Origin of the sequence: Janthinobacterium sp. HH104, from assembly GCF_001758715.1 — a bacterium.
GTDB lineage: Bacteria > Pseudomonadota > Gammaproteobacteria > Burkholderiales > Burkholderiaceae_D > Janthinobacterium > Janthinobacterium aestuarii.
Map to the genome: position 1 here is coordinate 53,647 of NZ_LRIB01000043.1, position 25,143 is coordinate 78,789.

A 25,143-nucleotide genomic window follows, 5' to 3' on the forward strand; every position below is an offset into this window, starting at 1 on the left:
TTTTTATGGATAAGCTATTGATTTTTCTAAATTAGTGGAAGTGTATCTTTGTATATTGCATAGTTTTTTCCAATTTTCTTTAGGTTTAATTCCAATTCTAATGGCGGATAAGGATTGCAAATGTGTATTTTTGCATTAATTGGGAGTGAATTTATGATGGTGTCGATTTCCGGGCGATCAACTTCGGCATAAGAATGCCCGATTATAACGCAGTGTTCGATATTTTGATATTTATTAATCATTGTTTTCCAGATATCATTTTGCCACTGGTACTCTTGAAATATGTTTTCTTCAAATGGCAAGATGCAAAAGCTTTCTTTTCGTGGTTGTAGTTGCTGAGTTCTTGGGAGGATATATAATGGAACATTATTTTCTTGCAGGAGTATTTTTATTGGGTAGGTGATTTCAAAGTCAGTATGAATTGCATTTGGGTGCATTTCCATCATTCTACATCCGTGAGGTTTGAAGACGCTTAGGTATCGATCATCTTCTCCATAGCTATTGAGTAAAAATCCTTTTACTTTCTGGTTATGGTATCGAAGATTGTCAATTATGGTTCTTTCCACTACGGTATCGTAATTAAATGATATTACCTGAAAAATTTTATCTAAATTATTTTTAATGAATTTATTCCATTTCCAAATTCGTGGAATGAAAATTTCGTTGTCGAAATGGGTGTATGCCAATGCTAAGAAATGTCGTGCTTCTGTTCGATATTCTGCTGGTTGTGTTTCTCTTATTGTTTTAAATAATTCGAAATCATTTTTTATTTTTAATAAATTTTCTTTTGCGTAAGATGATAATCTTGGAAATGCATCTTGCCATTTTATTCCATTGGGCGGTTGATTAATTATAAAATTCCAGGATAAAGGCGTCGATGGGTTTAGTGTGCTGAATATCTTTCTGCACAAATCTACGCTCAATCCATTGCCAACTATAATCAAAGTATTTTTCATATGTATCTTATTTTATTTTTAATTAAAATTAAAATCGGTTTTGCTGCTTGATGCGTTAATAATTTTATGATTTTTCAAGTTCTCATGAATATTTTCATAATATACATATTTACAAGTGTTTGAGGGGAATTTGGAGGTACAATATTTTCTATGTGTGCCGACTACACCCCAAGCCGTAAAGAGCAGATCGAAGAGAGCTTTCGGGCCGGATACCTGCTGCTCGACCTCCCGCCCGAGGCGTGGCCCGGCTACATGGCACCCATCCTGCGCGGCTCGTATGAGGTTCCGGGCGAGCTGGAAGTAGCTCCTGCCTTGTTCGGCATGGTTCCCCACTGGGCCGACCACAAGCTGGCTCGCCAGACCTACAACGCTCGCACCGAGACGGTGGCCAGCAAGCCATCTTTCCGCAGTGCCTGGAAGCGCAAGCAGTTCTGTATTATCCCGGCGGCCAACTTCTTCGAACCCAACTACGAAACCGGCAAGCCTGTGCGCTGGCGTATCGAGCGCTCCGACGGCGGGCCGGTGGCCATTGCCGGGATCTGGGAATATCGCCCAGCGGATCAGCTCTTGTCGTTCTCGATGCTGACAATCAATGCTAACGGGCACCCGCTGATGCAGCGCTTCCACAAACCCGACGATGAAAAGCGCATGGTGATGATCCTCGACCCGGACCAGTACCAAGGCTGGCTGGACGGCTCGCTGGTGTCGGAGGAGGACGTTTATCGGCAGTATCCTGCAGAGCTGCTCGTTGCGCAGCCCGATCCGATGCAGCCGCGAGCCCGTGCGAAAGCACCTGTGCCGGCCGCACCGGCGGAGCAGGGCGGGCTCTTCTAGTTACAAATTTCGCCTTCTGGTTTTCAAAGCCTACGAATATACTGTGTTTATATACAGTTATTTGGCTTTGTTGCTATGAAAGTAAAAGTCGTTATGATGCGAAAGGCTGGTGTGGCCGTCGACAGGCGCATGCTGTCTGATCGTTACACCGTCAAGCATTACGGCTCCTTGGTCATCATGGACGTGACGGATCAAGGGTTGCGGCGGCCTGTGAAGGTCGCGCGCCTCACTCGCCCTGGCCGACCTGGACCAGGTCTGGAATTGCTCGATCCGCACATTGTGTGGGCGAACGACGGGAAATTCACGCTCGCCGGCTTTGAGCGTGTGACCAACGGCGAAGGCCAGGCAGTGGAGTTCGCGCAGTCTTGGCTATGCGCGCTGGATTTTGAGCGGCCCGAGCAAGAAGATGACACGAGAAATGTCCGGCCGATGCGGTAGGTGCCGTCATGGGCGATACGCAGGTAAAAAGTCATGACCAAGATTCGAAAGCCCCTCAGTATCGAGCAGCTGAAAGAAATCCAGATGCGCAGCGACTCGCCCGATATGCGAGTGGTCCTGTGGGAAGTACGGCGCCTGCGCGAGATCGCCGCTACGGCCGACGAATTAGATCGAAGCCTGGGCCCGCGCGTAGGTATGTCTGGGCTGATCCGCGCGACGCTGCGCGTGCAGCTGGATGACCAACCTTGCTTTGTTGGAATGCAACCACCTCAATGAGCCAGCTACCGCTCATTGGGGCGGGCAGGATCGCCCCGTTGACGCCCATCCTGCTACGCGCTGCGCCTGGTCGACCAGCACGATGACTTGGCAGCCGGCCGCCGTACTGCCATAGTTCAGCTGCAGATATTCTCCGAAGTGCTGATAACTGGCGGGCGTGCCGTAGCGGGCGGCGAGCGCGAAGCTATTTTGGCCAATCAAACTGTATCGCCCACGATCTCCGCTTCCGGCGCATCCGACAATGCTTGCTAACGCGATCCACCAATAACGTTTCATTTTCACTTCCTCAAGATGATTGAGGAGATAATATCCTTCGCAAGCAAGGTATTTTTGCGCCTACGCATAGCTATGAAGATGAGCTAGATTTACATTGCGGCCCCATGTATGGCTGTAACGCTCGCCGCAACTTGAACGGTGCCGCAGTAGTTTGCCCAAACCTGCATGAGCAAAATTCGCTTTTCCAGCAGGTCGCCCCTGCGGTACGCTGCCTCGACCTTGTCCGGCAGGCTGTGGGCCAGCGCGTGCTCGCAAACCTCGCGCGGGAACGAGTTCGCGACCGATTCCGAGCACCAGTCCCGAAACGTCGATCGGAAGCCGTGCACAGTGATATCGTGCCGGTCCATCCTGCGCAGCACGGCCGTGAGACTCATATCGGATAGCGGTGTCGCTTTTTTACTCCCTGGGAAGACATGCTTCTCGACGCGCGGTAGCTGCTTGAGCAGCGCAATCGCTTCAGCCGACAGGGGGATACGGTGCTCCCGTCCGGCCTTCATTCGGACGGCCGGAATTGTCCATAGCGCACAGTCCAGGTCGATTTCCGCCCACACCGCTCCACGGACCTCACCTGATCGTGCGGCGGTCAAGATCGCAAATTCCACTGCGCGCGCTGATATGCCCTCGCGCCTGCGCAATTCTTTCACAAATGCACCAACATCCTGCCACGGCAGGGCAGGGTGGTGCTTCACTTTCCCAAGCTTGCCGGGATCCGCCAGCAGATTATCCAGGTGGCCGCGCCACCGGGCCGGATTTTCGCCCACGCGGTACTTGCTGACGGTCGCCCAGTCCAGAATGCTCTCGATGCGCCCCCGCAACCTGGTGGCTGTCTCCGTCTTTTCCTGCCAGATAGGGCTGAGCACCTTGACCACTAGGCTGGTGTCGACGGCGGCCACAGGCAAGTCTCCGATAAAGGGCGCGGCGTAGGTCGCCAGCGTGTTTTCCCACTGCTCCGCGTGCTTGACGTTTTTCCAGCTGCCGCGGTGCGCGGCGATGTAGGCGCCGGCGCATTGGTTGAACGTGATGGCCCGCGCGCGATCCAGCGCATCGCTGAGCTTGTCCGCTGCACGAGTTTCCAGTGGATCTTTGCCTTCCAGTAGCAGCGCACGGCAATCCCGCGCCTTGCCACGCGCCTCGGCCAGAGTTACAGTGTGCAAGGCGCCCAAGCCCATCTCGCGTTGCTTGCGCTCGCGCGTGTAGCGGAATATCCAGCTCTTGGTTCCCGTCTTCGATACCTGCAAATATAGGCCTGCACCGTCGCCAAAATACCCAGGTGTTTTTGCACGACTCACTGCCAATGCCGTCAATTTTTCAACCGTCCGCGCCACCTCCTACCCCCATTCCTACCCACATACAGAGAGCGGATTTTACCGTACTCAAGCGACGCCAAGCGGACTAATTGGTAAAAATAACGCATGAATTCAAGGGCGTAGAGGCATTCAGCGATGGTTTGCGGACGACAATTAGGCGGACACCGTCTCCGCCAGAATCAAATAAAAAAGCCTCCCCTGCGGGAGGCTTTTTTATTTGTCTGGACGGAACGGTGGGATTCGAAGACGGATCGCCCTAAGGGGTGCGAGGCTATTCGAATCGCCATTCTGCCGCGCCCCGCGCGGCCCCGCTGACCGCGCAGTGGCCAGCGCCGTCCCCTCATCTCAGGCACTAGCAGCCAGCTCTCCCACCGGCGCCACGCCCCACGCCAAGCCAGCATCCATGCCGACATGGAGTGGTGAACGTACAGTGGCTCAATGAATCGTTTGCCAGAAAGAATGCGCACAATCGCTGGCCGGCGGCCCCACATACCCCTACGGCGCACGCGCGCATACACAAATAATAATGATTCTCATTTATAATTCGGGTCAATGGGGTAGCATGGGCTGGCGCCATGGCGCCACGGGCGGTGAAGGAGGCATGATGGGCAGTGTGTATGGCAACGAGGATGTGATCGCGCACGAGCATCGCGTGCTGATGGGAGAGTATGGCCGCGCGCAGGCGCGCTGCAGTGCGCAGCTGGCCGCGCAGGCGGCCCGTATCGCGCAGCTGGAATCGGAATTGATGTGCGCGCGGGCGCAGGTCGTGATCCGCGATACCAAACTGGCGCTGGCGCGCGACGAACTGGCTGAACTGGCGGCCAGCGTGCCCGGCTTGCCGACGCGTGCCAGGCTGGCGCGCAAGGTCGAATGGCTCGGTGAGCGCGTGCAGGACCTGATGCGCGAGTTGCTGCGCCTGCAGTGGCTGCCCGTGCCAGCCATGCAGGCCGACGTGCGCGAAAAAGCCGTGCTGTATGTGGGCAGCTATCTGGACACGAATGCGGGCCAGCAGGCCGCCGGCGCCAACGTGGCGCAGCAGGCCATCGAGCAGGCTGGCGGGCGCTTCCTGCACCATGCGGGCGGCGACGCCGGCGCCGATGACGTGGCCGCCCTGGAAGCGGGCCTGGTGGCGGCCGATCTGGTGATTTGCCAGACGGGCTGCGTCAGCCACGACGCCTACTGGCGCGTGCACGACCACTGCAAGCGCACGGGCAAGCAGTGCGTGCTGGTGGACCAGCCGCAAGCCATGCATTTCGTGCGCAAGGAAGCGCTGCTTACCTGACGCCTGCTTCTTCCTGGCCGAGTCCGATGCCGGCGTCGTATCCGACGCGCGCCGTTTCGCGCAGCAGGGTGGGCTGCGACAGGTGCTGGATCATGTGGCCGGCGCCGGGCAGCAAGGTCAGTGCGCTGTTGTCCAGCACATCGTGCAGGCGCGCGGAATGGTAGCTGGCGCTGACGATCGCATCCTCGCGCCCTGCCACGATGGACACGGGCATGCGCAGTTCCGGGTAGTGTTTGCGCAGCACCGCCGCGCTCGGGATCATCATGGCTGTTTCTTCCGCCTCGGCGCGCAACTGGCGGGGCCGCAGCATCATCCACGGCGACAGGCGCTTGAAGCTGTCCGGCACTGGTGAGGGCGCGAACGCGCGTTTGACCAGCAGGGGCCACATCAGGCGCCCCAGCAGGGGCGACACGGTATTGCTGAGCACATCTCCGATCACGGGGATGGCCGGCGTTGCCGTGAGTACATCGAAGCGCACGCTGGGATAGTAGTAGCCGGAAGCGAGCACCAGGGCTTGCACCAGCTGCGGCTGCTGCACGGCCATCGAGATCGCCACCAGGGTGCCCCACGAGTGCGCCAGCACCACGGCGCGGTGTACGCCCAGCTGATCGAGCGCGGCCGCCAGCAGCGCAGCCTGAGCGGCCGGCGTCCACAGCGTGCCGCGCGGCCGGCTGCTGTAGCCGAAGCCGGGCCGGTCGAAGGCGATCACGCGGTGCGTGCGCGCCAGCTGATCGAACAGGCCCGCATGGCGAAAATCCTCGGCGATCACGCCGTTTCCATGCAATAGCACGATGACGGGGCCTTCACCCTGGCTCAGGTAATGCAGGCGCGTGCCGTGCACATCGAGAAATTGGCCGGCCGGCGGATGCGCGCGCTCCGCCTGCCGGCTGCGGCTGCGGACAAACAGCCACGCCGCGCCCAGAGCCAGCGCGCCCAGGGCCCAGCCCGTATGTGCCGACACCGGCGCGCCCTTCGCCACAGCGTTGTTGATGTCTTTGTTCATCTCTTGCTCCCGTGCGAGTGTGCCAGGCATCCATGATGCCCATGGCAGCCCGCTGGCGCGGTAGGCGCGCTGCGGTGCCTGGCGTAGGAAAAAGGCCCGCTCGTCTTTGCCGTGTGGCGCTGCCCGGCGGAGCTTGAGGCACAATGGGCGCCTTGACTATTGATGAAAGCGCCCATGCTGTCCCTGCAAATCGGTCCCCTGGCCCTGCCCACGGGCCTCGTCCTGCTGTTCGTTTCCCTGTGCGTCGCTTACGGCGTGGCGTGGTGGCTGCGCAGATCCCGCCAGTTGCCGGACGCCGGCCCCCTCGTTTCCGACATGCTGATCGCCGGCCTGCTGGCGGCGCGGCTGGCATTCGTCTTGCGCTGGCACGAACAGTACCTGGCCGCTCCCTGGTCCATCATCAATATCCGCGATGGCGGCTTCCTTGCGCCGGCCGGTATCGCGGCGGCCCTGGCCATTGCCGCGTGGCGCTGCCGGCGTACCGCCATGGCGTCCATGCGCCGACCGCTGGCCATCAGCGTGGCGGCCGGCGCGTTGGTCTGGGGCATGTTGAGCGCGGGGATCTCGCTGGCCTACGACAAGCCGGCGGCCTTGCCAGCCGTGGCCCTGCATGCGCTCGACGGCGCGCCAACGACCTTGGCCGCGCTGGCTGGCGGCAAGCCGCTGGTGGTGAACCTGTGGGCCAGCTGGTGTCCGCCATGCCGGCGCGAGATGCCCGTGCTGGCCGCCGCGCAGCAGGCGCGCGCCGATATCGTCTTCGTGTATGCGAACCAGCGCGAGGATGCGGCGGCGGCCAGCAATTTCCTGGGCAGGAGCGGGGCGACCCTGCGCAATGTGGTGCTTGACAGCGGGGCGGCGCTGGGCAAGGCGGCCGGTTCCTCGGCCCTGCCCACCACCCTGTTCTACGACGCGCAGGGGAGCCTGGTCGACACGCACTTGGGCGAACTGTCCGATGCCTCGCTGGCCAGCAAGCTGCAAAAGATCGCGCCGGCGCCTTGAGGTGGCCGTAGCCGTTTCTGATAGTATACCCCCCTATAGTATTAATCGAGGTGAAATCATGGGACACACGGCGCACAACAAGACCAAGCTGCTCAATCGCGTGAAGCGTATCCGGGGGCAGGTGGAAGGCCTGGAGCGGGGCCTGGAAGAGGGCCGCGACTGCGGCGAAGTGCTGCAGCTGATCGCCGCCGTGCGCGGCGCCGTCAATGGTTTGATGGCCGAAGTCATCGAAGAACACTTGCGCGAGCACGTGGCCAGTCCCGATATCTCTGGCGACGAGCGGGCCAGGGGCGCCGACGACATCGCGGGCATCCTGCGCACCTACCTCAAATAAGGAGAACGTCATGAAAACGCAATCCCTCGGCGAAGACCTCTCCGCCTGGCAGCACGAACACGTTTTTGACAGCAGCAATGGAAAGGCCGAACGCCGCGCGCGCATCGTCATGTGGATCACGCTGGCCACCATGGTGCTGGAAATCGTCGCCGGCTGGTGGTACAACTCGATGGCGCTGCTGGCCGATGGCTGGCATATGAGTTCGCACGCGCTGGCCATCGGCCTGGCCGCGTTTGCGTATGCGGCCGCGCGCCGCTATGCGCGCGATCCCCGCTTTGCCTTCGGCACGTGGAAGATCGAAGTGCTGGCCGGCTACACGAGCGCCATCCTGCTGCTGGGCGTGGCCGTGCTGATGGTCGTCGCCTCGCTCGAGCGCCTGTTCTCGCCGCAGCCCATTCACTATCCGCAGGCGATGGCGGTGGCGGCCATCGGCCTGGCGGTCAACCTCGTGTGCGCGCTGATCCTCGGCGGGCACCATGACCACCACCATGGCCACGGACACGATCATCACGATCATCTTGGCCACCACGATCACCATGGCCATGGCGAAGACCTGAACATGAAGGCCGCATACATCCACGTACTGGCGGATGCCGCCACGTCCGTGCTGGCCATCGTCGCGCTGGGCGGCGCTTGGGCTTACGGCTGGCAGTGGCTCGATCCCGTGATGGGTATCGCGGGCGCCGTGCTGGTGGCCCTGTGGGCGAAAAAGCTGATGCAGGAGACGGGCAAGGTCTTGCTGGACCGCGAGATGGACCACCCCGTGGTGGATGAAATCCGCGAGGCCGTGGAAGTGGAAAGCGCCGGCGACACGCCGCTTATCGTGGACCTGCATGTCTGGCGCGTTGGCAAGCAGCTGTATTCGTGCGCGCTGTCGGTGGTCAGCCGCGACCCCACCCTGACGGCTGCGCGGCTGCGCGCACGGATAAGCATCCACGAGGAAATCGTCCACAGCACCATCGAGATAGTGCTGCGTAGCTGAACGACGGCGTCGCCGATACCCGCTTACACGCCAACGAGCGATACGGCCTTGGTATTGAGGTAGGACTCCAGCGCCTCCGGCCCGCCTTCCGTGCCATGTCCCGAATCCTTGATGCCGCCGAAGGGCATTTCGGCGCTCGGGGTGGCGGGTTGGTTGATCCATAACATGCCCACCTCCATGCGGTTCATCAGCAGGTGGGCGTTCTTGATCGAGCGCGTGAAAGCGTAGCCGGCTAGGCCGAACGGCAGGCGGTTCGCTTCAAGGATGGCTTCCTCCAGACTGTCGAAACCGCGGATGCCGGCGATCGGGCCGAACGGTTCATCGTTGAATATGCTCGCGTCGAGCGGCACGTCGGCAAACACGGTCGGCGCGAAAAAGTTGCCGGTGTCGCCAATGCGGCTGCCCCCGGTGGCCAGGGTGGCGCCTCTGGCCTGCGCGTCTTCGACTACCTTCGCCATGGCGCTGAGGCGGCGCGCATTGGCCAGCGGCCCCAGCGTGGTGCCCTGTTGCAGGCCATCGCCCAGCTTCAGGCTTTCGGCGTGCTTGACCAGCGCGCTGGTGAATTCGGCCTTGACGGCGTTGTGCACGAGGAAGCGGGTCGGCGAAATGCACACCTGGCCCGCATTGCGGAACTTGGCGCCGCCGGCGGCCTTGACAGCCAGTGCCACATCGGCGTCTTCGGCAATGATCACCGGCGCATGGCCGCCCAGTTCCATCGTCACGCGCTTCATGTGGGCGCCGGCCAGCGCGGCCAGCTGCTTGCCTACCGGCGTCGAGCCAGTGAACGTCACCTTGCGGATCACCGGATGCGGGATCAGATAGCCGGAGATTTCGGCCGGGTCGCCGAACACCAGGCCCACCACGCCCGGTGGCAGGCCGGCGTCAACGAAGCATTGCATCAGCGCCGCCGGCGAGGCCGGCGTTTCTTCCGGCGCCTTGCACAGGAAGGAGCAACCGGTGGTCAGCGCGGCCGACAATTTGCGCACGATCTGGTTGATCGGGAAATTCCACGGCGTGAAGGCGGCAACCGGGCCGACTGGTTCCTTGAGCACCAGCTGCTGCGCGGCCGGGTTGCGCGACGGCACGATGCGGCCATAGACGCGCATGCCTTCGGCGGCAAACCAGTCGATGATGTCGGCGCCGGCCAGTATTTCAACTTTCGCTTCGCCCAGCGGCTTGCCCTGCTCCTGCGTCATCTGGCGTGCGATATCGACGGCGCGTTCGCGCAGCAACGAGGCGGCGCGGCGCATGATTGCGGCCCGTTCCGCCGCCGGCACGGCGCGCCACGTTTCGAAACCCTGCTGGGCGGCGGCCAGCGCGCGGTCCAGGTCGGCGATGCTGGCATGGGCCACCGTGCCGATCGCCTGTCCGGTGGCAGGGTTGAGCACGGGGATCGATTTGCCGCCGGTGGCATCCACCCACTCATTGGAGATCAGAAGGCGGGTGTCGGGATAGCTTGATGTCGTCATTACTGGTCACTCCTGTCAGTGGAAATTAGGGTGTTGCCTGCCGGCGCTATCTGGCTTCCTTGCGCGCCCGGAAAGCGGCGACCTTCATCCGGTTGCCGCAAACGGCCATGCTGCACCAGCGCCGGCGGCCCGATTTGGTGACATCGAGGAAACGCAGCGTGCAATCATGCGCTTCGCACTGACGCACTTGCGCCAGCTCGCCCTGCGTCAGCAGCTGGACCAGCGCCGCTGCCACCGGTTCGAGCAAGCTGGCCGCGCTGTCGTCGCGGCGCCGTTTCCATAATACGACGTTATCGCCATCGCCCTGCGCCAGCGTGCGCACAGGGCGTCCAGCCTCCAGTATCCGGTTCACCACCGCGAAGTCGGTTGGCTCACGCGGCATGTTCAAATCGATCAGCCGTCCCGCCGCCGTCCGCAGCGACTGTGCCAGCGTTGCCAGTCCGGTAGGCGGTGTATTGAAGTCGGGCGCCAGCAGGCCCGCCGCCTTGAGCCAGGCCAGCGCGCCGGCGTTGTCGGCCAGGCAATCCCAGCTATCATCCCCCATGCCAAAGGCGCTGTTGATGAAATCGAGCGCCAGGTGGTTGCCGATGAAGTGCGGAGCGTGCTCGGGATGCGGCGCCATTTGAAATCCTTTGTAACCTCTGAAAATAATATTGACAGGTTACCAGAAATGCTTGTAACCTTCAAATAATCACTTTAAAGGTTACAAGGACATTGCCATGAATATCAAGACCACCACTCTCGCCGCCGCCACCACCCTGGCCATGGCGGCCAGCGCCGGCGCCGCCCCGATGTCGGCAGCCGACAAGGCGCAAGTACACCACCGGTTTGAAAAAGTCGGCGACGTGAATGTTTTTTATCGCGAAGCGGGCGACCCTGCCGCGCCGACCATCGTGCTGCTGCATGGCTTTGCCGGGTCCTCGTTCATGTACCGCGACGTGATCCCGGCGCTGAGCGACCGCTATCACGTGGTGGCGCCGGACCTGCCTTCCTTCGGTTACACCGAAGCGCCGGCGCGCGAACACTACGCCTACACCTTCGACAACATCACCCGAACCATGGACCGTTTTACCGAGCAGTTGAAGCTGGACCGCTACGCCATCATGGTGCACGACTACGGCGCGCCAGTGGGCTGGCGCCTGGCGCTGGCCCATCCTGCGCGCATCACGGCCATCATCTCGCAGAACGGCAACGCCTATGAAGAGGGACTGTCGAAGGGCTGGGACGGCATCAGGCAATACTGGCAGGCGCCGACGGCGCAAAACCGCGCGGCGCTGGCCGACTTTCCGACGCCGGCCGGGATAAAATGGCAATATCTGGAAGGCGTGCCCGATCCGAGCAGCGTTTCTCCCGACGGCTATACTCTGGAAGGTATGCGGGTGGCGCGTCCTGGCAACGCCGACATCCAGCTCGACCTGCTCCTCGATTACGCGTCCAATGTGCGCATGTACCCGCAATTCCAGGCCTATTTCCGCCAGCAGCAACTGCCGCTGCTGGCCGTCTGGGGCAAGAACGATCCGTTTTTCCTGCCAGCCGGTGCGCAGGCATGGAAACGCGATTTGCCCAACGCCGATATCCGGTTCTACGACACCGGCCACTTCGCCCTTGAAACGCATGCCCGCGAGATCGGGCCGGTGATCCGCGCCTTCCTGGATAAAAATATCAAATAAGGCTGCGACGTCATATGCGAAAAAGCCCGCCGATGGCGGGCGTAGCACTTATAATGTCGGCTTTTACAGCACACGCTGTTCACCAGACAGAGAAGAAAATGAGCACATTACCACCATGCCCGCAATGCAAATCCGAATTCACGTACGAAGACGGCAGCCAGTTGATCTGCCCTGAATGCGCGCATGAATGGTCGGCCACGGCCGGCGAAGCGGTGGAAGAGGGCGCCAAGGTGTACCGCGATTCGGCCGGCAATATCCTGCAGGACGGCGACACCGTCAGCGTCATCAAGGACTTGAAATTGAAGGGCGGCGGCGGTGTCGTCAAGATGGGTACCAAGGTCAAGAACATCCGCCTGGTCGACAGCGACCACGATATCGACTGCAAGATCGACGGTTTCGGTTCCATGAGCCTGAAGACGGAATTCGTCAAGAAGGTCTAAAGCTTTTACCCGTAACACGGCGCGCCGGTTTCATTCCTGCGCGCCGTTTTTTTATTCGGACGCCATGCAAATCGATACCATCCGCCAGCGCCTGCGCGCCTTGGGCGCCAAGCCCCTGCACGAACAGCGCGTGCTGCGCGACTGGATACAGGGGCAGCCGCACGACCTGGGCCGGCGCCGCGCCGAGGATTTTTTGCCGCTGCCCGTGCGCGTGGCCTTGCCCGCGCTCGACCTGGAATTGCAGGGCATGCTGAAACTGCTCAGCACCCATCCGGGCGCCGACGGTTCCGCGCGCCTGCTGGTGGGACTACACGACGGCCAGACGGTGGAAAGCGTGCTGCTGCCGCGCGAGGGCTTGTGCGTCTCGAGCCAGGTCGGCTGCGCCGTGGGATGCCAGTTCTGCATGACGGGCCGCGACGGCCTGATCCGCCAGGTGACCAGCGGAGAAATTGTCGCCCAGGTGGTACTGGCGCGCACCATGCGCCCCGTAAAAAAAGTCGTCTTCATGGGCATGGGCGAGCCGGCGCACAACCTGAACAATGTGATGGAAGCGATCGAGCTGCTGGGTACCGAAGGCAATATCGGCCACAAGAACCTCGTGTTTTCCACGGTGGGCGACCCGCGCGCCTTCGAGCGCCTGCCGCAAGGTCGTGTCAAGCCGGCGCTTGCCCTCTCCTTGCACACGACCAAGCCGGAGTTGCGCGAACAGCTGCTGCCGCGCGCCCCCAAGCTCACTCCGCGCGAACTGGTGGACTTTGGCGAGTCGTATGCGCGCCTGACCGGCTACCCGGTGCAGTACCAGTGGACCCTGATGGAGGGCATCAACGATGGCGAGGACGAGATGGACGGCATCGTCGAACTCCTGCAGGGAAAATATGCGGTGCTGAACATAATCCCGTATAACACCATAGCCGACTTGCCGTTCAAGCGCCCCAGCTGGGAAAAGGCGCGCGCCATTGCCGCCGCCCTGCACGAACGCGGCGTGCTGACCAAATTGCGCGATTCGGCCGGGCAGGACGTGGAAGGCGGCTGCGGGCAGCTGCGGGCGCGCGAAGCGAAGGGCAAGGTCATTCCCATCCGTGCCAGCGTGACGGCGTAGGTCGGATTAGCGGAGCGTAATCCGACATTCGAGCATACGCTAACAATGGTGTCGGATTACGCGGTGCCCGCTAATCCGACCTACGTGACTGAGCAAATTGCCCGACTCGGCGGGGCAGGACGTGGAAGGCGGCTGCGGGCAGTTGCGGGCGCGCGAAGCGAAGGGCAAGGTCATTCCCATCCGTGCCAGCGTGACGGCGTAGGTCGGATTAGCGGAGCGTAATCCGACATTCGAGCATACGCCAACAATGGTGTCGGCTCACACCCCGCCCAGCAAATCGTTTTCATTCAATATCGCAAACGCGATCTCGGGATGCGCTGCCAAGCAGCGGCGCACGGCGGCCGGAATGGCGGCGCGCGTCTTGCGGCACAGGCCGGGCCGCTCCAGCAGGCGGATCTGGAAGCCGCGCACGGTGCGCACTTCGCCGCTGCCCGCTGCAATCTGCAATTCCACGCCCAGGTTTTTCTGCAACAGCAGTTGCAGTTTCCGCAGCTGGGCAAGCGTGGCGATGCCCTCGATGTGCGCGAGCAGGCGCTTTTCTTCCGTCAGGTTCAGGCGCAGGATAGACAGGTCCGCCTGCGCATCGCCTAGCAGGCGCTCGCGCTCGCAGTCGCATAACTGCGGCGGACACTCCTTGCGGACTTCAAAGTCGACGATACGCATGTACGGCTTCCAATAGCAACCCCGGATGTCAAGTATCGTCCGCCACCTGGCGCGTGTCAATCAGCGCGGGCTGGCGAGCAGGCGGCATGAATGGCCTTCCGTCGGGACGAAGTGGGCGCTCCCTATTCTGGTACTCAATCGTGCGCGGCCTTGACCGCGTGTCTTGGCGCGCGCGCCGCCCTGTGTTGTAATGTTGATCATCCAGACTGCACACGCAAGGCCATGAGAACCCGCATCAAGATCTGCTGTATCGCTTCCATCGACGAAGCGCAACTGGCCATTGCCGCCGGCGCCGACGCGCTGGGCCTGGTGGCGGCCATGCCGTCCGGCCCCGGCCCGATTCCCGACGCGCGCATCGCACAGATCGCCGCCTGGACGCCGCCGCCCGTGGCCACGTTCCTGCTGACGTCCGAGACGACGGCGCAAGCCATCGCCGAACACGTGCGCGCCACGCAGCCATCGACCGTGCAGATCGTCGGCCATATCGACCCGGGTGAGGTCGAGAAACTGGCGCGCTTGCTGCCGCACGTGCGGCGCGTGCAGGTGATCCACGTGGAAGGGCCGGAGGCGCTGGACCTGATTCCCGCCTACGCGCCCCACGTCCATGCCTTCCTGCTCGACTCGGGGCGTCCCGGCGCGGCGGTGCCGGAACTGGGCGGCACGGGCCGCACGCACGACTGGTCCGTCAGCGCGCGCTTCGTGCGCGCCAGCCCCCGTCCCGTTTTCCTGGCCGGTGGGCTGGACGACACCAATGTGATGGAAGCGCTGCGCCAGGTGCGCCCCTACGGCATCGATCTGTGCTCGCGCGTGCGCACGGATGGCCAGCTCGATGTCATGAAGCTGGCCTTGCTGATGGCGGCCGTGCGCGACGTCGATGCGGCGCTGTATGCGGAAGGCTAGAGTGTATTCATCTCGCGCACGAACGCTTCCGTAAACGCGGCTACCATGCCGCTGGCCGCGCGCGGCGAGATCAGGCCGACGACGGAGTGCGATTCCTCGTCCGGCAGGGCGATGAAACGCACGCCCGGCGGCGCCACCAGGCGCATGCTGTCGGGGACGATGGCGATGCCCATGTTGGCCTCGATCAGGTTCAGCTGCGACGTCTTGCGCGACAGGGCGCGCGCCGCCTTCGGAAAGAAACCCTGCGCCAGGCACAGGCCCGCCACCAGGTAGCTGAGGCCTCCGCGGTCCTTGTGCGGGATCGAGACGAACGCCTCGTCGCGCAGGGCGGCAATCGTCGTGCGTTCCAGCGCGGCCAGCGGCGACGCCGCCGACACGGCCACCACCAGCTTTTCCGCAAACAGTTCGCGCACGATGATGTTGGCATGCTTGCGCAGGGTGGGCAGGCGCACGAGACCCAGGTCGGCGCGGCCTTCCTCGATGTCGGCAGCCTGGTTTTCCGACGATCCCTTCGACACATCGAGCGAAACGCCGGGGAACTGCGCCAGCAGGCGGTTCAGCACGGCGCCGATGGCGGGCGTGAGGGTGACGGAGCTTGAATGCAGCAGGCGGATGATGCCTTGCGCGCCTTGTCCCACGTGGCGTGTCTGGCGCACGGTTTCCTCGATGTCGTCGAGGATGCGTTTTGCCCGCTCATAAAAGACTTGTCCCGCGGGCGTGAGCTCGATATGGCGCGCGTCGCGCGTGAGCAGCAGTGCCTGTATCTCGCCCTCGAGTTCCTTGATTTGCCGGCTCAGGGCCGACTGCGCGATGTACAGCTTTTCCGCCGCGCGCGAGTAGCTGCCCGCATCGACGACTTCGACAAAGTAGCGGAACTGTCTGATGGAAATCAATCGTATGCCTTTTCGAGATCGGAGACTGCCTGATTTGATATTGGCCTGGCACTGCCGTTCGCGCTACAGTGGCCTGGTCTGCTGTCACTGCAAAGGAAAGGCCATGCTGGAATTGATCGGGGTGCTGGGACTGCTCGTCAGTATTATCGTAAAACTGATTTTCGTCCAGATCGGAGGCGCTGGAAAAGGAAAGGAAGACTAAGAGGCGAGGGTCGCGACGTAAGGCGCAGGCAGGGATAGGGGCTGTAAATGGCAGTCTATGGGCCGTGCATCCCACTCCGCCAACTGTCTGCCTATGCACTTGAGCGCCGCCTCGCGCGCCGTCCACGCCTGCGCCAGCGCCAATGGGCGCTGCGCATCGGTGCAGGCGGCCAGTGCTTCGGCCACCTGCGGCCCCAGATAATCGCGCGCCAGATGGAACCAGTCGCCAATGTACTGCACGCGCATCACGTCGATGCCAACGGCGCCATGCAGGCCGATGGCGGCCAGCGACAGTCCCTCGTCATGGCTGAACGACAGGCTGGCCGCGCGGCCGGCCAGCAGCAAGCGGGGAGGGGCGCCCGGCGTCGACTCCACCGAGATCGTTTCGATATCCAGCTTCAGCCAGTGCGCTGCCGCCTCGCGCGCGGCATCGCGGAGGCGCAACCGGGCCTCCAAGCGTGGCGGCACGGCGGCGATGCCGATCACCAGCACGCCGTCTCCTGACAAGAGCACCGTAGCATCCATTAGCTACGATCAGTTGCGCAAAGGCGCGGCCGGGCAGCCCGCCCAGTTGCTGCCGGCGGGGATGTGCTCGCCCTTCATCACCAGGGTCAATGGTCCCAGGCGCGCGTTGTCGCCCACCTTGGCGCTGTACAGCACGGAGCTGCGCGGGCCCATGTAGACGCGCTGGCCGATCTCCACGTGGTCGATCTTCATCACGCGGTCTTCGAACAGATGCGTCTGTGGGCAGGTCAGCGCATTCAGTTCGCTGTAGTCGCCGATGTGCACACAGTCGAATTCCGTGATGTCCGTCGTGTCCATGTAGACGCCGCGGCCGATCTTGCAGCCGAACAGGCGGAAGGCCAGCGGCAGCCACGGCGTGCCGCGCAGGTAGCGCATGAAATTGGGCACGGCGATGCCTTCATACAGATTGGTCACGCCTTCGGAAATCCACACGAACGGCGTCCACATGGGCGCCGCATGCTTGCGGTAGCGACCCAGCAGCAGCCACTTGAACAGCACGACCACGAGGAAATTGCCGATGCCGTAGGCCAGGCCGGCAATGGCCAGGTCGCCCACTACTTCGCCCCAGCGCCCGGCACCCGCGATCGGCATCACGTCCAGCACGAGGGTATAGCCGACGGCGATCACCACGGCGTGCGGCGCGACGATGCGGAACGCTTCGATCAGGCTGCGGCCCAGGCGGCGCAACAGCGATGGCTTGAACGTCAGGTGCTCGGCAAAGCCGCTGACCTGTTCGCGCGCCGGCAAATGCATGGGCGGGGAACCTAGCCACGTATCGCCGCTGTGCATCTGCTCATTGCGCGGTGCATGCGTGTGCACGCCGATCAGCACGTGCTCGGGCAGTACCGTGCCATCCGGGATGTAGCTGCCGTTGCCGACGAAGCTGCGGTGCGAGATGACGGTGGGGCGCATGGTCATCCAGCCGCCGTCGATCTGCTCGTCGCCCAGCATGACGGCGTCGGCGATGAAGGTGTCGTCGCCCAGGGTCAGCATGTCGGGCACGACGCCCAGGGCCGTGGAAATCTCGGCGCCCTTGCCGACCTTGGCGCCCAGCAGGCGGTACCAGTACGGCGCGTACACGGTGGCGTAGATGCCGTGCAGGACGTTCAGGCTCGATTCCTGGATATGGCTGACCAGCCACTTGGCGCAATAGATATTGCTGTGCACGGGCGAGCTGCCCGGTTTCAAGCGGGGCAGCGCGCCCCAGCGGATGGCGGCCGACAGCAGGGCGGTGAGCACGATCAGCACGGCGCTGGCGGGGAAGGCCAGCAGGAAGTAGCGGGCCAACTGGGTCGTCACGTCGCGGCCCTGCAGCCACGGCATCATTTCGCGCTCGTCGAACCAGTCGATCAGCACGAAGCTGGGGAAGACGGGCATGAAGAACAGTACGGCGATCAAGACCATGCCGAAGCAGAAGAACACGGTTTCTCCTGTCAGGCGCAGGCGCGAGACGGCGGGGCGCGGCGGGTGGCTGGCAGGGTCGAACGCGCCAATGTCGCGCGCGGGCGACCCCGTGTACACGCGTCCGGCCGGTACCGCGGCGCCATCGGCCAGCGCGGACTGGCCTTCCAGGTGGCCAAACGCGCCCACCGTGGTATTGCCCTCCAAAATCGCGTAAGAGCTGATGCAGGCATCGTCGCCGATGTCGATCTGGCCCAGCAGCAAACGGCCCCGCTCGACTCGGGCGTTTTCAAAGTTGACGGCGTTGCCCACGCTGACGTTGTCGCCGATGGACAGCAGGTCGGGCGCGCGCAGGGTCATCGAACCGATGACGACTTCCTTGCCCACTTTGGCGCCCAGCGCGCGCAGCCACCAGCTGTTCAGGGACGAGCCGCTGAGCAGGTAGGCGGGCGCCGATTCGACCAGGCGGTCGGCCAGCCACCAGCGGTAGTAGGTGACGCCCCACAGCGGATAGCTGCCAGGCTTCAAGCGCCCGGCGATCAGCCACTTGCCGGCAATCGCGATGGCAAATTCGGCCAGGGTGGCCAGCAGGAACACGGCGATCGAGGCGGCGATGGCGCGCGGCACGGTGTCGCCCGTGTCGCCCGTGAAGAAGTGGTACGTAAAGAACGGCGCCATCCACTGCGCCATGCGCAGGGTGACGAGACCCGGCACGGCCGCCGCCTGCGCCGCGCCGCACAGCCAGCGTTTCACCGTGGATGGCGGCGTCCACTCCGCTTCCGGAGTGGCCAGCGCCGGCGCTTCGTTCAATACGGCGGCGATCTTGCCGATCTGCCGGTTCTGGTAAATGTCGCGCACCGTCATGTGGGCGTAGGCCGGATCGGCGCGCAGGGCGGATGCCAGGCGGGCGGCCAGGAAGGAGTGGCCACCGAGGTCGCTAAAAAAGTCCAGCTGGCGCAAGATCGCCTGGCCCGGGAACAGCTTGGCCAGCGCCGTGAACAGGGCCGCTTCGGCCGGCGTTTCCGGCACGTCCGATACACCCGCCTCGCCGGCCGGCGGGGCGGACAGCGGCATGGCCTTCAACGCCTTCCGGTCGATCTTGCCCGAGGTCAGGCGCGGCATCAGCGGCAGCAATTCAAAACGGCCGGGCACCATGTACGGCGGCAGGTGCAGGTTCAATGCCGCGCGCAGGGTTTTCGCGGCCAGCGCGTCGGCCGGCGCCTCGTCGCTGCCGACGATGTAGGCCACCAGCTGGTCGATGCCGTCATCCTTGCGCAGCAGGACGGCCACCGTGCCCACGCCCGGTTGCTGCGCCAGCACGGCTTCGATCTCGCCCAGTTCCACGCGGAAGCCGCGGATTTTCACCTGGTCGTCGGCGCGGCCCAGGCACAGCACCTGGCCATCAAGATCGATGCGCGCCAGGTCGCCCGTGCGGTACAGGCGCGCATCGTCGGGGCCCGTGCTCCAGGGATTGGGCAGGAATTTTTCCACCGTCAGGTCGGGCCGGCCCAGGTAGCCCTCGGCCAGGCCGGGGCCGATGATGCACAACTCACCCGTCTCGCCGCGCGCCAGCAAAGTCAAGGGACGATTTTCTCCCGGCTCGGCCACCTGCAGCACCAGCAAGCCGTAGTTGGGCAGCGGCGTGCCGATGGTCACCGGTTCGCCGGGGCGCAGGCGCGCCAGGCTGCACGAGACGGTCGCTTCCGTGGGGCCATAGGTGTTGAACATGGCGCGGCCCGGGCGCGACCAGCGCTCGACAAGCGACTCCGGGCACATCTCGCCGCCCAGGTTGATCAGGCGCAGGCTCGGTACTTCCTCGGCGAACAGGGCCAGCAAGGTCGGCACGGCGTGCAGCACCGTGACTTGATTGGTGGCCAGCGCGCGCGGCAAGGCTTCCGGGTCGCCCGAAATCTCCTTGGGCCCCAGCCACAGGGTGGCGCCCACCAGGTAGGCGATCCAGATTTCCTCGAACGACATGTCGAAGGCGACGGAAAAGCCCTGGTAGACGGTGTCGGACTGCGCCACTTCCAGCACGGCGTTTTCGCTGCGCAGGAAGTGGCAGATGCTGCGTTGGTTGATCAATATGCCTTTGGGCTTGCCCGTGGAGCCGGACGTGTAGATCACATAGGCCGGGTGTTCGGGCAGTACGGTTGCGCGCGCGGGCAGCAGTTCGCCCGGCGCGGCAGGGGCCAGCAGGCTTTCCGCCGCCCACACGGGGCGGCCAATGCCTGCCCCGGCCAGGCGCGGCGCGAATTGGGCGCAGCTGACGACACCAAAGCCATTCGCGTCATCGAGGCACACCTGCAGGCGCTCGACGGGCGTGTCTTCATCGACGGGCAGCCAGGCGGCGCCCGCCTTGGCGATGGCCGCCTGCATCAGCAGCAGATGGGCACCGCGCGGCAGCCACAGGCCCACGATGTCGCCGGGCTTGACGCCGGCCGCCACCAGGCGCGCTGCGGCCAGGCTGGCTTGCGCATCGAGCTGCGCATACGTAATGCGGCGTTCGCCATCGATCAGGGCAATTTGCTCGGGACAGCGGCGGGCCGTCGCTTCCAGCAGGTCGGCCAGTACTTCCTCGCGCAGCAGATCCGGTCGCGGCGGGCCGTACAGGATGTCGGCGTGGGTGGAAGGGATGCCTGGACTGACTGCGGTGAAATCGTTCATGGATGACGCTTATCTGTAATGCGGAGTGAGGAATCTGATGGGCTGCGCATGGCGCGCGGCACAGTTGATACATTACAGTACGCAAGACATTTCAGCGTTGCAGAACGGGGAATTTTGTGGGATTTTCAGCAAGTAATGTGGCTGCAGGCTCAACTGCCATGATTACGGAATGTAAATCGCGGAAACATGGCGGCGATTTGCGCCAAAGTCGTCGCCGCCGGATAGCCGTGCAAGGGGCGGCCGGACAGCGCCGCGTCCGCGCAGCCTTCGGCGCGGAACTGCTGCAGCACGTAGTTGTCGACGCCTTTCGCGGCCAGGGTGCTGGCCAGGGCCAGCAACTGCTCGTCCGGCAGCAGGTCGGGGTGGGTGGTGGTGCGGCATTCGTAGGCCACGCCGCTGGCAAGGATGGCGTCCAGGCAGGCGCGTGCCGGGTCGCCGCTGCCGGCCACGCGGGTCACATGACGATAGTCGGCGAATGGCGCCTTGATGTCGAAGCCCACCCAGTCGACCAGGGGCAGCACTTCCCGCAGGCGCTGCGGATAGATGCAGGCCGTGTGCAGGCCGATGCCGAAACCCAGCGCCCTGACGTCCTGCATGGCGTGCGCCAGCGCCGGGTCCATGCATGCCTCGCCGCCGCTGAAGACGACGGCGTCGACCAGGCCCGTTCTGCGGCGCAGCCAGGTCAGGACGTCCTGCCAGGGCATGGCGCCTTCCGGCGTGCGCGCCTGCAAGTGCGGATTGTGGCAATAGCCGCAGCGCCAGGGGCAGCCCTGCACGAACACCACGGCCGCCAGCTTGCCCGGGTAGTCGGTGGCGGAAAAGGGCGTCAGGCCGCCCACTTTCAGCTCAAACGCCATGGCAGGCGGGCTGGCCCACGCGGGCGCTCGCTTCCGTAAAATACTGGCGCTCGTGGAATTCGCCCTGCTTGCCGATGTTGAACGAGGCAACGGGGCGGTGGTAGCCCATTACGCGCGTCCAGATTTCGCAGCGCTGGCGTTCCGTATCGAGCAGGGTGATGGCGGGAGTGAAGTCGGGACGTGCGTTCATGGCGTTTCCTTGAGTGGGTGAGCGAAATCGGATTGCTTGCGGGCGATCAGTTCCGCGTCGCAGGTGGGGCAGAATTCATGTTTGCCGGCCAGGTAGCCGTGGCGCGGGCAGATGGAAAACGTGGGCGTGACGGTGATGTAGGGCAGCGAGAAGCGGCTCAGCGCGCGTTTTACCAGCTCGCGGCAGGCATTCGCATCCGACAGCGCTTCCGTCATGTACAGGTGCAGCACCGTGCCGCCCGTGTACTTGCGCTGCAGCGCGTCCTGCAATTCCAGCGCTTCGAACGGGTCGTCCGTATGGCCGACGGGCAGTTGCGACGAATTCGTGTAGTACGGATTGTCGACCGTGCCCGCCTGCAGGATGGCCGGATAGCGCTTGCGGTCTTCGCGCGCGAAGCGGTAGGTCGTGCCTTCGGCCGGCGTCGCCTCCAGGTTGTACATATGGCCCGTCTCTTCCTGGAACCGCACCATGCGGGCGCGCACGTGGTCGAGCAGACGTATCGCCAGCGCATGGCCTTCCGGCGCCGTGATGTCGTAAGCGTCGCCGCTGAAATTGCGGATCATCTCGTTGATGCCGTTCACGCCCAGGGTGGAAAAGTGATTGCGCAGGGTGCCCAGATAGCGTTTCGTGTACGGGAACAGGCCTTGCTGCATCAGTTCTTCGATGGTGCGGCGCTTGATTTCCAGGCTGGTCTTGCCCAGCTCCAGCAGGCGGTCCAGGTCGGCCATCAAGGCTGGCTCGTCGCCGCGCCACAAGTGGCCCAGGCGCGCGCAGTTGATCGTCACCACGCCCAGGGAACCCGTCTGCTCGGCGGAACCGAACAGGCCATTACCCCGTTTGAGCAGCTCGCGCAAGTCCAGCTGCAAGCGGCAGCACATGGAACGTATCATGTTCGGCTTGAGTTCCGAATTGATGAAATTCTGGAAGTAGGGCAAGCCGTAGCGGGCCGTCATCTCGAACAGGCGTTCCGCGTTGTCGCTGTGCCAGTCGAAATCCTCGGTGATGTTATAGGTAGGGATGGGGAAGGTGAAGACCCGGCCCTTGGCGTCGCCCGCCATCATGATTTCGATATAGGCGCGGTTGATCATGTCCATTTCCGCCTGCAGCTCGCCATAGCTGAAGTCCATTTCCTGGCCGGCGATGACGGGAATCTGCTCGCGCAAATCGTCCGGGCAGACCCAGTCAAACGTGAGGTTGGTGAACGGCGTCTGCGTGCCCCAGCGCGATGGCACGTTGAGGTTGAAGATCAGCTCCTGCATGTACTGGCGCACGTCTTCGTAGCGCAGGCTGTCCTTGCGGATGTAGGGCGCCATATAGGTGTCGAAGGAGCTGAACGCCTGCGCGCCGGCCCACTCGTTTTGCAGGGTGCCGAGGAAGTTGACGATCTGGCCAATGGCGCTCGACATGTGTTTCGGCGGGCCCGATTCGATCTTGCCCGGCACGCCATTCAAGCCTTCGTGCAGCAGGGTGCGCAGCGACCAGCCGGCGCAATAGCCGGCCAGCATGTCGAGGTCGTGGATGTGCAGCGCCGCTTCGCGGTGCGCCGCGCCCACTTCCGGCGGATACACCTGGTCCAGCCAGTAGTTGGCGATGACCTTGCCCGACACGTTGAGTATCAGGCCGCCCAGCGAGTAGCCCTGGTTGGCGTTGGCGTTGACACGCCAGTCGCGCCGGTCCAGGTATTCATTGATGGACGCGGCGACGTCGACCTGGCCGCGTGTGGGGGAAACTGCATTTGTCGTCATGAAACCTCCAATAAACACAACATGCGGTGTTTTTATGGAGATTAATCACTAAATATAGTGGCGTCAAAGGGCGCGTGCAGTTGCGTGACGAATCCTTGATGCAGGTGAAGAAAGCGCGTCAGCGGCTTTTTTTCGCGCGGCCCAGGCGCGGGATGAAGCAGCTCAGGCCAAAGTAAGCGGCACCGCAGACGGCGATGCTGACGACGGAGGCGGGCAGCACGTGCGCCCAGATTTCCCGCGCCGAGAACGTGCTCCAGCTGGCCACGCGCGCGTCGAACGTGACGTAGTTCGCCAGCAGCCAGTACACGGCCAGCAGGCCCGTGCAGATGGCGGCCTGGCGCAGCACGGGCATGGCGCGGCGGGCGAAGACGGCTTGCAGGAACAGCAGCAGCATTCCGGCCCAGACGCCCAGCGCCTCGGGCGACAGCACGGAGAGCGTTTCTTCGACATAGCCGTCGGCGGGCGAAGCCCACTGTATTTGCAGCACGGTGAGGAATAGGGTGAGCAAGAATAGCAGCAGCGGTTTGCGGGGCATGGCGGGCAATCGGTGAGGGAGAAAAGTGGGGCATTTTACAGCCAGGTCAAGCAAGTTGAACGCGCGCCAGCCATGCATGCATTCCTTCACCTGCGTCAAGGACTGGGCGGTATGGGCGGGGCTATAGTCTGCACCCTGAGCCGATACAGGACTGTGAACACCATGATGCTTGAATCAACCACCGCCACCCGCGTGGCCGGACCGCTGGAACTGGTCTGCCCCGCCGGCAGCCTGCCTGCCCTGAAAGCGGCCATCGACAATGGCGCCGATACCGTCTACCTGGGTTTTCGCGACGCCACCAATGCGCGCAATTTCGCGGGCCTCAATTTCGACGAGAAGGCCATCGCCGAGGGTGTGCGCTACGCCCACCAATATGGACGCAAGGTGCTGCTGGCGCTGAATACCTATCCGCAGCCGCACAACTGGGCCGTGTGGCGCAGCGCCATCGACCGCGCCGCGCAGGCCGGCATCGACGCCATGATCGTGGCCGATCCGGGCCTGATGGCGTATGCAAGCGAGCACCACCCGCAACTGCGTTTGCACCTGTCCGTGCAGGGCTCGGCCACCAACTACGAAGCGATCAATTTTTACCATGAACACTTCGGCATCGCCCGCGCCGTGCTGCCGCGCGTGCTGTCGATGGCGCAGGTCGAGCAACTGATCGCCAAGACGGAAGTCGAGATCGAGGTCTTCGGCTTCGGCAGCCTGTGCGTGATGGTCGAAGGGCGCTGCGCGCTGTCGTCGTACGCGACGGGCGAGGCGCCGAACACTCACGGCGTGTGCTCGCCGGCGAAATCCGTGCGCTGGCTGGAAACACCGAACGGCCTCGAATCGCGCCTGAACGGCGTGCTGATCGACCGCTATGCGCCAGGCGAAAACGCCAGCTATCCGACCCTGTGCAAGGGACGTTTCGAAGTCAACGACGAAGAGTATTACGCGATCGAGGAGCCGGCCAGCCTGAACACGCTGGCGCTGCTGCCGCAGTTGATCGCCATGGGCGTGCGCGCCGTGAAGATCGAAGGACGCCAGCGCAGCCCCGCCTACGTGGCGCAGGTGACGCGCGTGTGGCGCGAAGCGATCGACGCCTGCCGCGAAGGCAATGCGCGCTACGCCGTCAAGCCGGCCTGGATGGCGTCCATGGACAAGCTGGCCGAAGGCCAGCAGCACACCTTGGGTGCCTACCATAGATCTTGGAAATAAAGGA

Annotated in this window: 26 protein-coding genes; 12 read left to right on the top strand and 14 right to left on the bottom strand. The window is 63.0% G+C overall.

The features are described from left to right. Positions 1 to 26 precede the first annotated feature (26 nt). Complete coding sequence (locus tag JAB6_RS29075; protein ID WP_139143459.1) at positions 27 to 956, bottom strand: hypothetical protein; 930 nt, start codon at positions 954 to 956, stop codon at positions 27 to 29. 150 nt (positions 957 to 1,106) lie between these two features. Here JAB6_RS29075 and JAB6_RS20055 point away from each other — a divergent pair, with 150 nt between their 5' ends. The 3 genes from JAB6_RS20055 (at position 1,107) to JAB6_RS20065 (ending at position 2,504) form a co-directional block, all read left to right on the top strand. Then, the gene (locus JAB6_RS20055; protein WP_070304250.1) at positions 1,107 to 1,790 is read left to right on the top strand and encodes an SOS response-associated peptidase; all 684 of its coding nucleotides are present in this window, start codon (positions 1,107 to 1,109) and stop codon (positions 1,788 to 1,790) included. A 75-nt stretch (positions 1,791 to 1,865) separates the two neighbouring features. Next, positions 1,866 to 2,228: a hypothetical protein gene (locus tag JAB6_RS20060; protein WP_139143460.1), complete on the top strand. Its 363-nt coding sequence runs from the start codon at positions 1,866 to 1,868 to the stop codon at positions 2,226 to 2,228. Between the two features lie 33 nt (positions 2,229 to 2,261). Next, positions 2,262 to 2,504: a hypothetical protein gene (locus tag JAB6_RS20065; protein ID WP_070304252.1), complete on the top strand. Its 243-nt coding sequence runs from the start codon at positions 2,262 to 2,264 to the stop codon at positions 2,502 to 2,504. A gap of 12 nt (positions 2,505 to 2,516) precedes the next feature. On the opposite strand, the gene JAB6_RS20070 is transcribed toward JAB6_RS20065, so the two are convergent. Then, the gene (locus JAB6_RS20070; RefSeq protein ID WP_139143461.1) at positions 2,517 to 2,780 is read right to left on the bottom strand and encodes a hypothetical protein; all 264 of its coding nucleotides are present in this window, start codon (positions 2,778 to 2,780) and stop codon (positions 2,517 to 2,519) included. An 89-nt stretch (positions 2,781 to 2,869) separates the two neighbouring features. Beyond that, positions 2,870 to 4,105 carry a site-specific integrase gene (locus tag JAB6_RS20075; RefSeq protein ID WP_070304254.1) on the bottom strand — a complete coding sequence of 412 codons (1,236 nt, stop codon included), beginning with the start codon at positions 4,103 to 4,105 and terminating at the stop codon, positions 2,870 to 2,872. Positions 4,106 to 4,832: 727 nt separating this feature from the next. On the opposite strand from JAB6_RS20075, the gene JAB6_RS20080 reads away from it, so the two are divergent. Beyond that, the gene (locus tag JAB6_RS20080) at positions 4,833 to 5,369 is read left to right on the top strand and encodes a DUF2325 domain-containing protein (protein ID WP_254671723.1); all 537 of its coding nucleotides are present in this window, start codon (positions 4,833 to 4,835) and stop codon (positions 5,367 to 5,369) included. On the opposite strand, the gene JAB6_RS20085 is transcribed toward JAB6_RS20080, so the two are convergent. Further along, on the bottom strand, positions 5,362 to 6,372 hold the full coding sequence (locus tag JAB6_RS20085; protein ID WP_083292849.1) for an alpha/beta fold hydrolase: 1,011 nt from the start codon (positions 6,370 to 6,372) through the stop codon (positions 5,362 to 5,364). The genes JAB6_RS20080 and JAB6_RS20085 overlap by 8 nt on opposite strands. Before the next feature lie 174 nt (positions 6,373 to 6,546). Here JAB6_RS20085 and JAB6_RS20090 point away from each other — a divergent pair, with 174 nt between their 5' ends. From JAB6_RS20090 to dmeF, 3 genes are read left to right on the top strand one after another with little or no spacing between them, the layout of a single operon-like run. Then, positions 6,547 to 7,371: a TlpA disulfide reductase family protein gene (locus tag JAB6_RS20090; protein ID WP_070304255.1), complete on the top strand. Its 825-nt coding sequence runs from the start codon at positions 6,547 to 6,549 to the stop codon at positions 7,369 to 7,371. A gap of 58 nt (positions 7,372 to 7,429) precedes the next feature. Next, the gene (locus JAB6_RS20095; protein WP_034784058.1) at positions 7,430 to 7,705 is read left to right on the top strand and encodes a metal/formaldehyde-sensitive transcriptional repressor; all 276 of its coding nucleotides are present in this window, start codon (positions 7,430 to 7,432) and stop codon (positions 7,703 to 7,705) included. A 10-nt stretch (positions 7,706 to 7,715) separates the two neighbouring features. Further along, the gene (gene dmeF / locus JAB6_RS20100; protein WP_034756963.1) at positions 7,716 to 8,687 is read left to right on the top strand and encodes a CDF family Co(II)/Ni(II) efflux transporter DmeF; all 972 of its coding nucleotides are present in this window, start codon (positions 7,716 to 7,718) and stop codon (positions 8,685 to 8,687) included. A 23-nt stretch (positions 8,688 to 8,710) separates the two neighbouring features. On the opposite strand, the gene JAB6_RS20105 is transcribed toward dmeF, so the two are convergent. Both JAB6_RS20105 and JAB6_RS20110 read right to left on the bottom strand, forming a co-directional pair. Further along, positions 8,711 to 10,156, bottom strand: coding sequence for an NAD-dependent succinate-semialdehyde dehydrogenase (locus JAB6_RS20105; protein ID WP_034756966.1), 1,446 nt, complete (start codon positions 10,154 to 10,156; stop codon positions 8,711 to 8,713). Positions 10,157 to 10,202: 46 nt separating this feature from the next. After that, on the bottom strand, positions 10,203 to 10,778 hold the full coding sequence (locus JAB6_RS20110; protein WP_034756968.1) for an ABATE domain-containing protein: 576 nt from the start codon (positions 10,776 to 10,778) through the stop codon (positions 10,203 to 10,205). A gap of 169 nt (positions 10,779 to 10,947) precedes the next feature. Here JAB6_RS20110 and JAB6_RS20115 point away from each other — a divergent pair, with 169 nt between their 5' ends. From JAB6_RS20115 to JAB6_RS20125, 3 genes are all read left to right on the top strand, one after another. After that, positions 10,948 to 11,826, top strand: coding sequence for an alpha/beta fold hydrolase (locus tag JAB6_RS20115; protein WP_235194331.1), 879 nt, complete (start codon positions 10,948 to 10,950; stop codon positions 11,824 to 11,826). Between the two features lie 98 nt (positions 11,827 to 11,924). Further along, complete coding sequence (locus JAB6_RS20120) at positions 11,925 to 12,266, top strand: zinc ribbon domain-containing protein YjdM (RefSeq protein WP_034756972.1); 342 nt, start codon at positions 11,925 to 11,927, stop codon at positions 12,264 to 12,266. Between the two features lie 64 nt (positions 12,267 to 12,330). Next, positions 12,331 to 13,365: an RNA methyltransferase gene (locus JAB6_RS20125; RefSeq protein ID WP_070304256.1), complete on the top strand. Its 1,035-nt coding sequence runs from the start codon at positions 12,331 to 12,333 to the stop codon at positions 13,363 to 13,365. Positions 13,366 to 13,623: 258 nt separating this feature from the next. On the opposite strand, the gene JAB6_RS20130 is transcribed toward JAB6_RS20125, so the two are convergent. Further along, positions 13,624 to 14,028 carry a hypothetical protein gene (locus JAB6_RS20130; RefSeq protein ID WP_034756981.1) on the bottom strand — a complete coding sequence of 135 codons (405 nt, stop codon included), beginning with the start codon at positions 14,026 to 14,028 and terminating at the stop codon, positions 13,624 to 13,626. Positions 14,029 to 14,250: 222 nt separating this feature from the next. Between JAB6_RS20130 and JAB6_RS20135 the strand changes: the two genes are divergently transcribed. After that, positions 14,251 to 14,928, top strand: coding sequence for a phosphoribosylanthranilate isomerase (locus JAB6_RS20135; RefSeq protein WP_072454729.1), 678 nt, complete (start codon positions 14,251 to 14,253; stop codon positions 14,926 to 14,928). Here the strand turns inward: JAB6_RS20135 and JAB6_RS20140 are convergent. The 7 genes from JAB6_RS20140 to JAB6_RS20170 all read right to left on the bottom strand — a co-directional run bounded on the left by JAB6_RS20140 (position 14,925) and on the right by JAB6_RS20170 (position 23,939). Next, a complete protein-coding gene (locus JAB6_RS20140) occupies positions 14,925 to 15,821 on the bottom strand; it encodes a LysR family transcriptional regulator (protein WP_070304257.1) in 897 nt (298 codons plus the stop codon). The genes JAB6_RS20135 and JAB6_RS20140 overlap by 4 nt on opposite strands. A 198-nt stretch (positions 15,822 to 16,019) precedes the next feature. Further along, a complete protein-coding gene (locus JAB6_RS20145; RefSeq protein WP_175444581.1) occupies positions 16,020 to 16,514 on the bottom strand; it encodes a 4'-phosphopantetheinyl transferase superfamily protein in 495 nt (164 codons plus the stop codon). A 42-nt stretch (positions 16,515 to 16,556) separates the two neighbouring features. Then, on the bottom strand, positions 16,557 to 20,612 hold the full coding sequence (locus JAB6_RS20150; RefSeq protein ID WP_070304259.1) for a Pls/PosA family non-ribosomal peptide synthetase: 4,056 nt from the start codon (positions 20,610 to 20,612) through the stop codon (positions 16,557 to 16,559). Between the two features lie 149 nt (positions 20,613 to 20,761). Then, positions 20,762 to 21,469, bottom strand: coding sequence for an anaerobic ribonucleoside-triphosphate reductase activating protein (locus JAB6_RS20155; RefSeq protein WP_070304260.1), 708 nt, complete (start codon positions 21,467 to 21,469; stop codon positions 20,762 to 20,764). Continuing rightward, positions 21,459 to 21,659 carry an anaerobic ribonucleoside-triphosphate reductase gene (gene nrdD / locus JAB6_RS20160; protein ID WP_034757000.1) on the bottom strand — a complete coding sequence of 67 codons (201 nt, stop codon included), beginning with the start codon at positions 21,657 to 21,659 and terminating at the stop codon, positions 21,459 to 21,461. The genes JAB6_RS20155 and nrdD overlap by 11 nt, the downstream gene beginning before the upstream one ends. After that, positions 21,656 to 23,404 (bottom strand): ribonucleoside triphosphate reductase, encoded by a 1,749-nt coding sequence (locus JAB6_RS20165; RefSeq protein WP_070304261.1) that lies wholly within the window; start codon positions 23,402 to 23,404, stop codon positions 21,656 to 21,658. The genes nrdD and JAB6_RS20165 overlap by 4 nt, the downstream gene beginning before the upstream one ends. Before the next feature lie 118 nt (positions 23,405 to 23,522). Continuing rightward, complete coding sequence (locus JAB6_RS20170) at positions 23,523 to 23,939, bottom strand: hypothetical protein (protein ID WP_070304262.1); 417 nt, start codon at positions 23,937 to 23,939, stop codon at positions 23,523 to 23,525. A 165-nt stretch (positions 23,940 to 24,104) separates the two neighbouring features. Here JAB6_RS20170 and JAB6_RS20175 point away from each other — a divergent pair, with 165 nt between their 5' ends. Continuing rightward, entirely contained in the window at positions 24,105 to 25,139 is a 1,035-nt protein-coding gene (locus JAB6_RS20175; RefSeq protein ID WP_034757933.1) for a peptidase U32 family protein, read from the top strand. Positions 25,140 to 25,143: the final 4 nt, after the last annotated feature.

Bases quoted from the DNA above. Each gene is read 5' to 3' on its own strand.
- JAB6_RS20175 (WP_034757933.1), top strand. From the start codon at position 24,105: ATGCTTGAATCAACCACCGCCACCCGCGTGGCCGGACCGCTGGAACTG.
- JAB6_RS20165 (WP_070304261.1), bottom strand. From the start codon at position 23,404: ATGACGACAAATGCAGTTTCCCCCACACGCGGCCAGGTCGACGTCGCC.
- JAB6_RS29075 (WP_139143459.1), bottom strand. From the start codon at position 956: ATGAAAAATACTTTGATTATAGTTGGCAATGGATTGAGCGTAGATTTG.
- JAB6_RS20110 (WP_034756968.1), bottom strand. From the start codon at position 10,778: ATGGCGCCGCATCCCGAGCACGCTCCGCACTTCATCGGCAACCACCTG.
- JAB6_RS20070 (WP_139143461.1), bottom strand. From the start codon at position 2,780: ATGAAACGTTATTGGTGGATCGCGTTAGCAAGCATTGTCGGATGCGCC.
- JAB6_RS20090 (WP_070304255.1), top strand. From the start codon at position 6,547: ATGCTGTCCCTGCAAATCGGTCCCCTGGCCCTGCCCACGGGCCTCGTC.
- JAB6_RS20065 (WP_070304252.1), top strand. From the start codon at position 2,262: ATGACCAAGATTCGAAAGCCCCTCAGTATCGAGCAGCTGAAAGAAATC.
- JAB6_RS20080 (WP_254671723.1), top strand. From the start codon at position 4,833: ATGTGCGCGCGGGCGCAGGTCGTGATCCGCGATACCAAACTGGCGCTG.
- nrdD (WP_034757000.1), bottom strand. From the start codon at position 21,659: ATGAACGCACGTCCCGACTTCACTCCCGCCATCACCCTGCTCGATACG.
- JAB6_RS20060 (WP_139143460.1), top strand. From the start codon at position 1,866: ATGAAAGTAAAAGTCGTTATGATGCGAAAGGCTGGTGTGGCCGTCGAC.
- JAB6_RS20150 (WP_070304259.1), bottom strand. From the start codon at position 20,612: ATGAACGATTTCACCGCAGTCAGTCCAGGCATCCCTTCCACCCACGCC.
- dmeF (WP_034756963.1), top strand. From the start codon at position 7,716: ATGAAAACGCAATCCCTCGGCGAAGACCTCTCCGCCTGGCAGCACGAA.
- JAB6_RS20120 (WP_034756972.1), top strand. From the start codon at position 11,925: ATGAGCACATTACCACCATGCCCGCAATGCAAATCCGAATTCACGTAC.
- JAB6_RS20135 (WP_072454729.1), top strand. From the start codon at position 14,251: ATGAGAACCCGCATCAAGATCTGCTGTATCGCTTCCATCGACGAAGCG.
- JAB6_RS20115 (WP_235194331.1), top strand. From the start codon at position 10,948: ATGTCGGCAGCCGACAAGGCGCAAGTACACCACCGGTTTGAAAAAGTC.
- JAB6_RS20170 (WP_070304262.1), bottom strand. From the start codon at position 23,939: ATGCCCCGCAAACCGCTGCTGCTATTCTTGCTCACCCTATTCCTCACC.
- JAB6_RS20055 (WP_070304250.1), top strand. From the start codon at position 1,107: ATGTGTGCCGACTACACCCCAAGCCGTAAAGAGCAGATCGAAGAGAGC.
- JAB6_RS20125 (WP_070304256.1), top strand. From the start codon at position 12,331: ATGCAAATCGATACCATCCGCCAGCGCCTGCGCGCCTTGGGCGCCAAG.
- JAB6_RS20095 (WP_034784058.1), top strand. From the start codon at position 7,430: ATGGGACACACGGCGCACAACAAGACCAAGCTGCTCAATCGCGTGAAG.
- JAB6_RS20130 (WP_034756981.1), bottom strand. From the start codon at position 14,028: ATGCGTATCGTCGACTTTGAAGTCCGCAAGGAGTGTCCGCCGCAGTTA.
- JAB6_RS20155 (WP_070304260.1), bottom strand. From the start codon at position 21,469: ATGGCGTTTGAGCTGAAAGTGGGCGGCCTGACGCCCTTTTCCGCCACC.
- JAB6_RS20105 (WP_034756966.1), bottom strand. From the start codon at position 10,156: ATGACGACATCAAGCTATCCCGACACCCGCCTTCTGATCTCCAATGAG.
- JAB6_RS20085 (WP_083292849.1), bottom strand. From the start codon at position 6,372: ATGAACAAAGACATCAACAACGCTGTGGCGAAGGGCGCGCCGGTGTCG.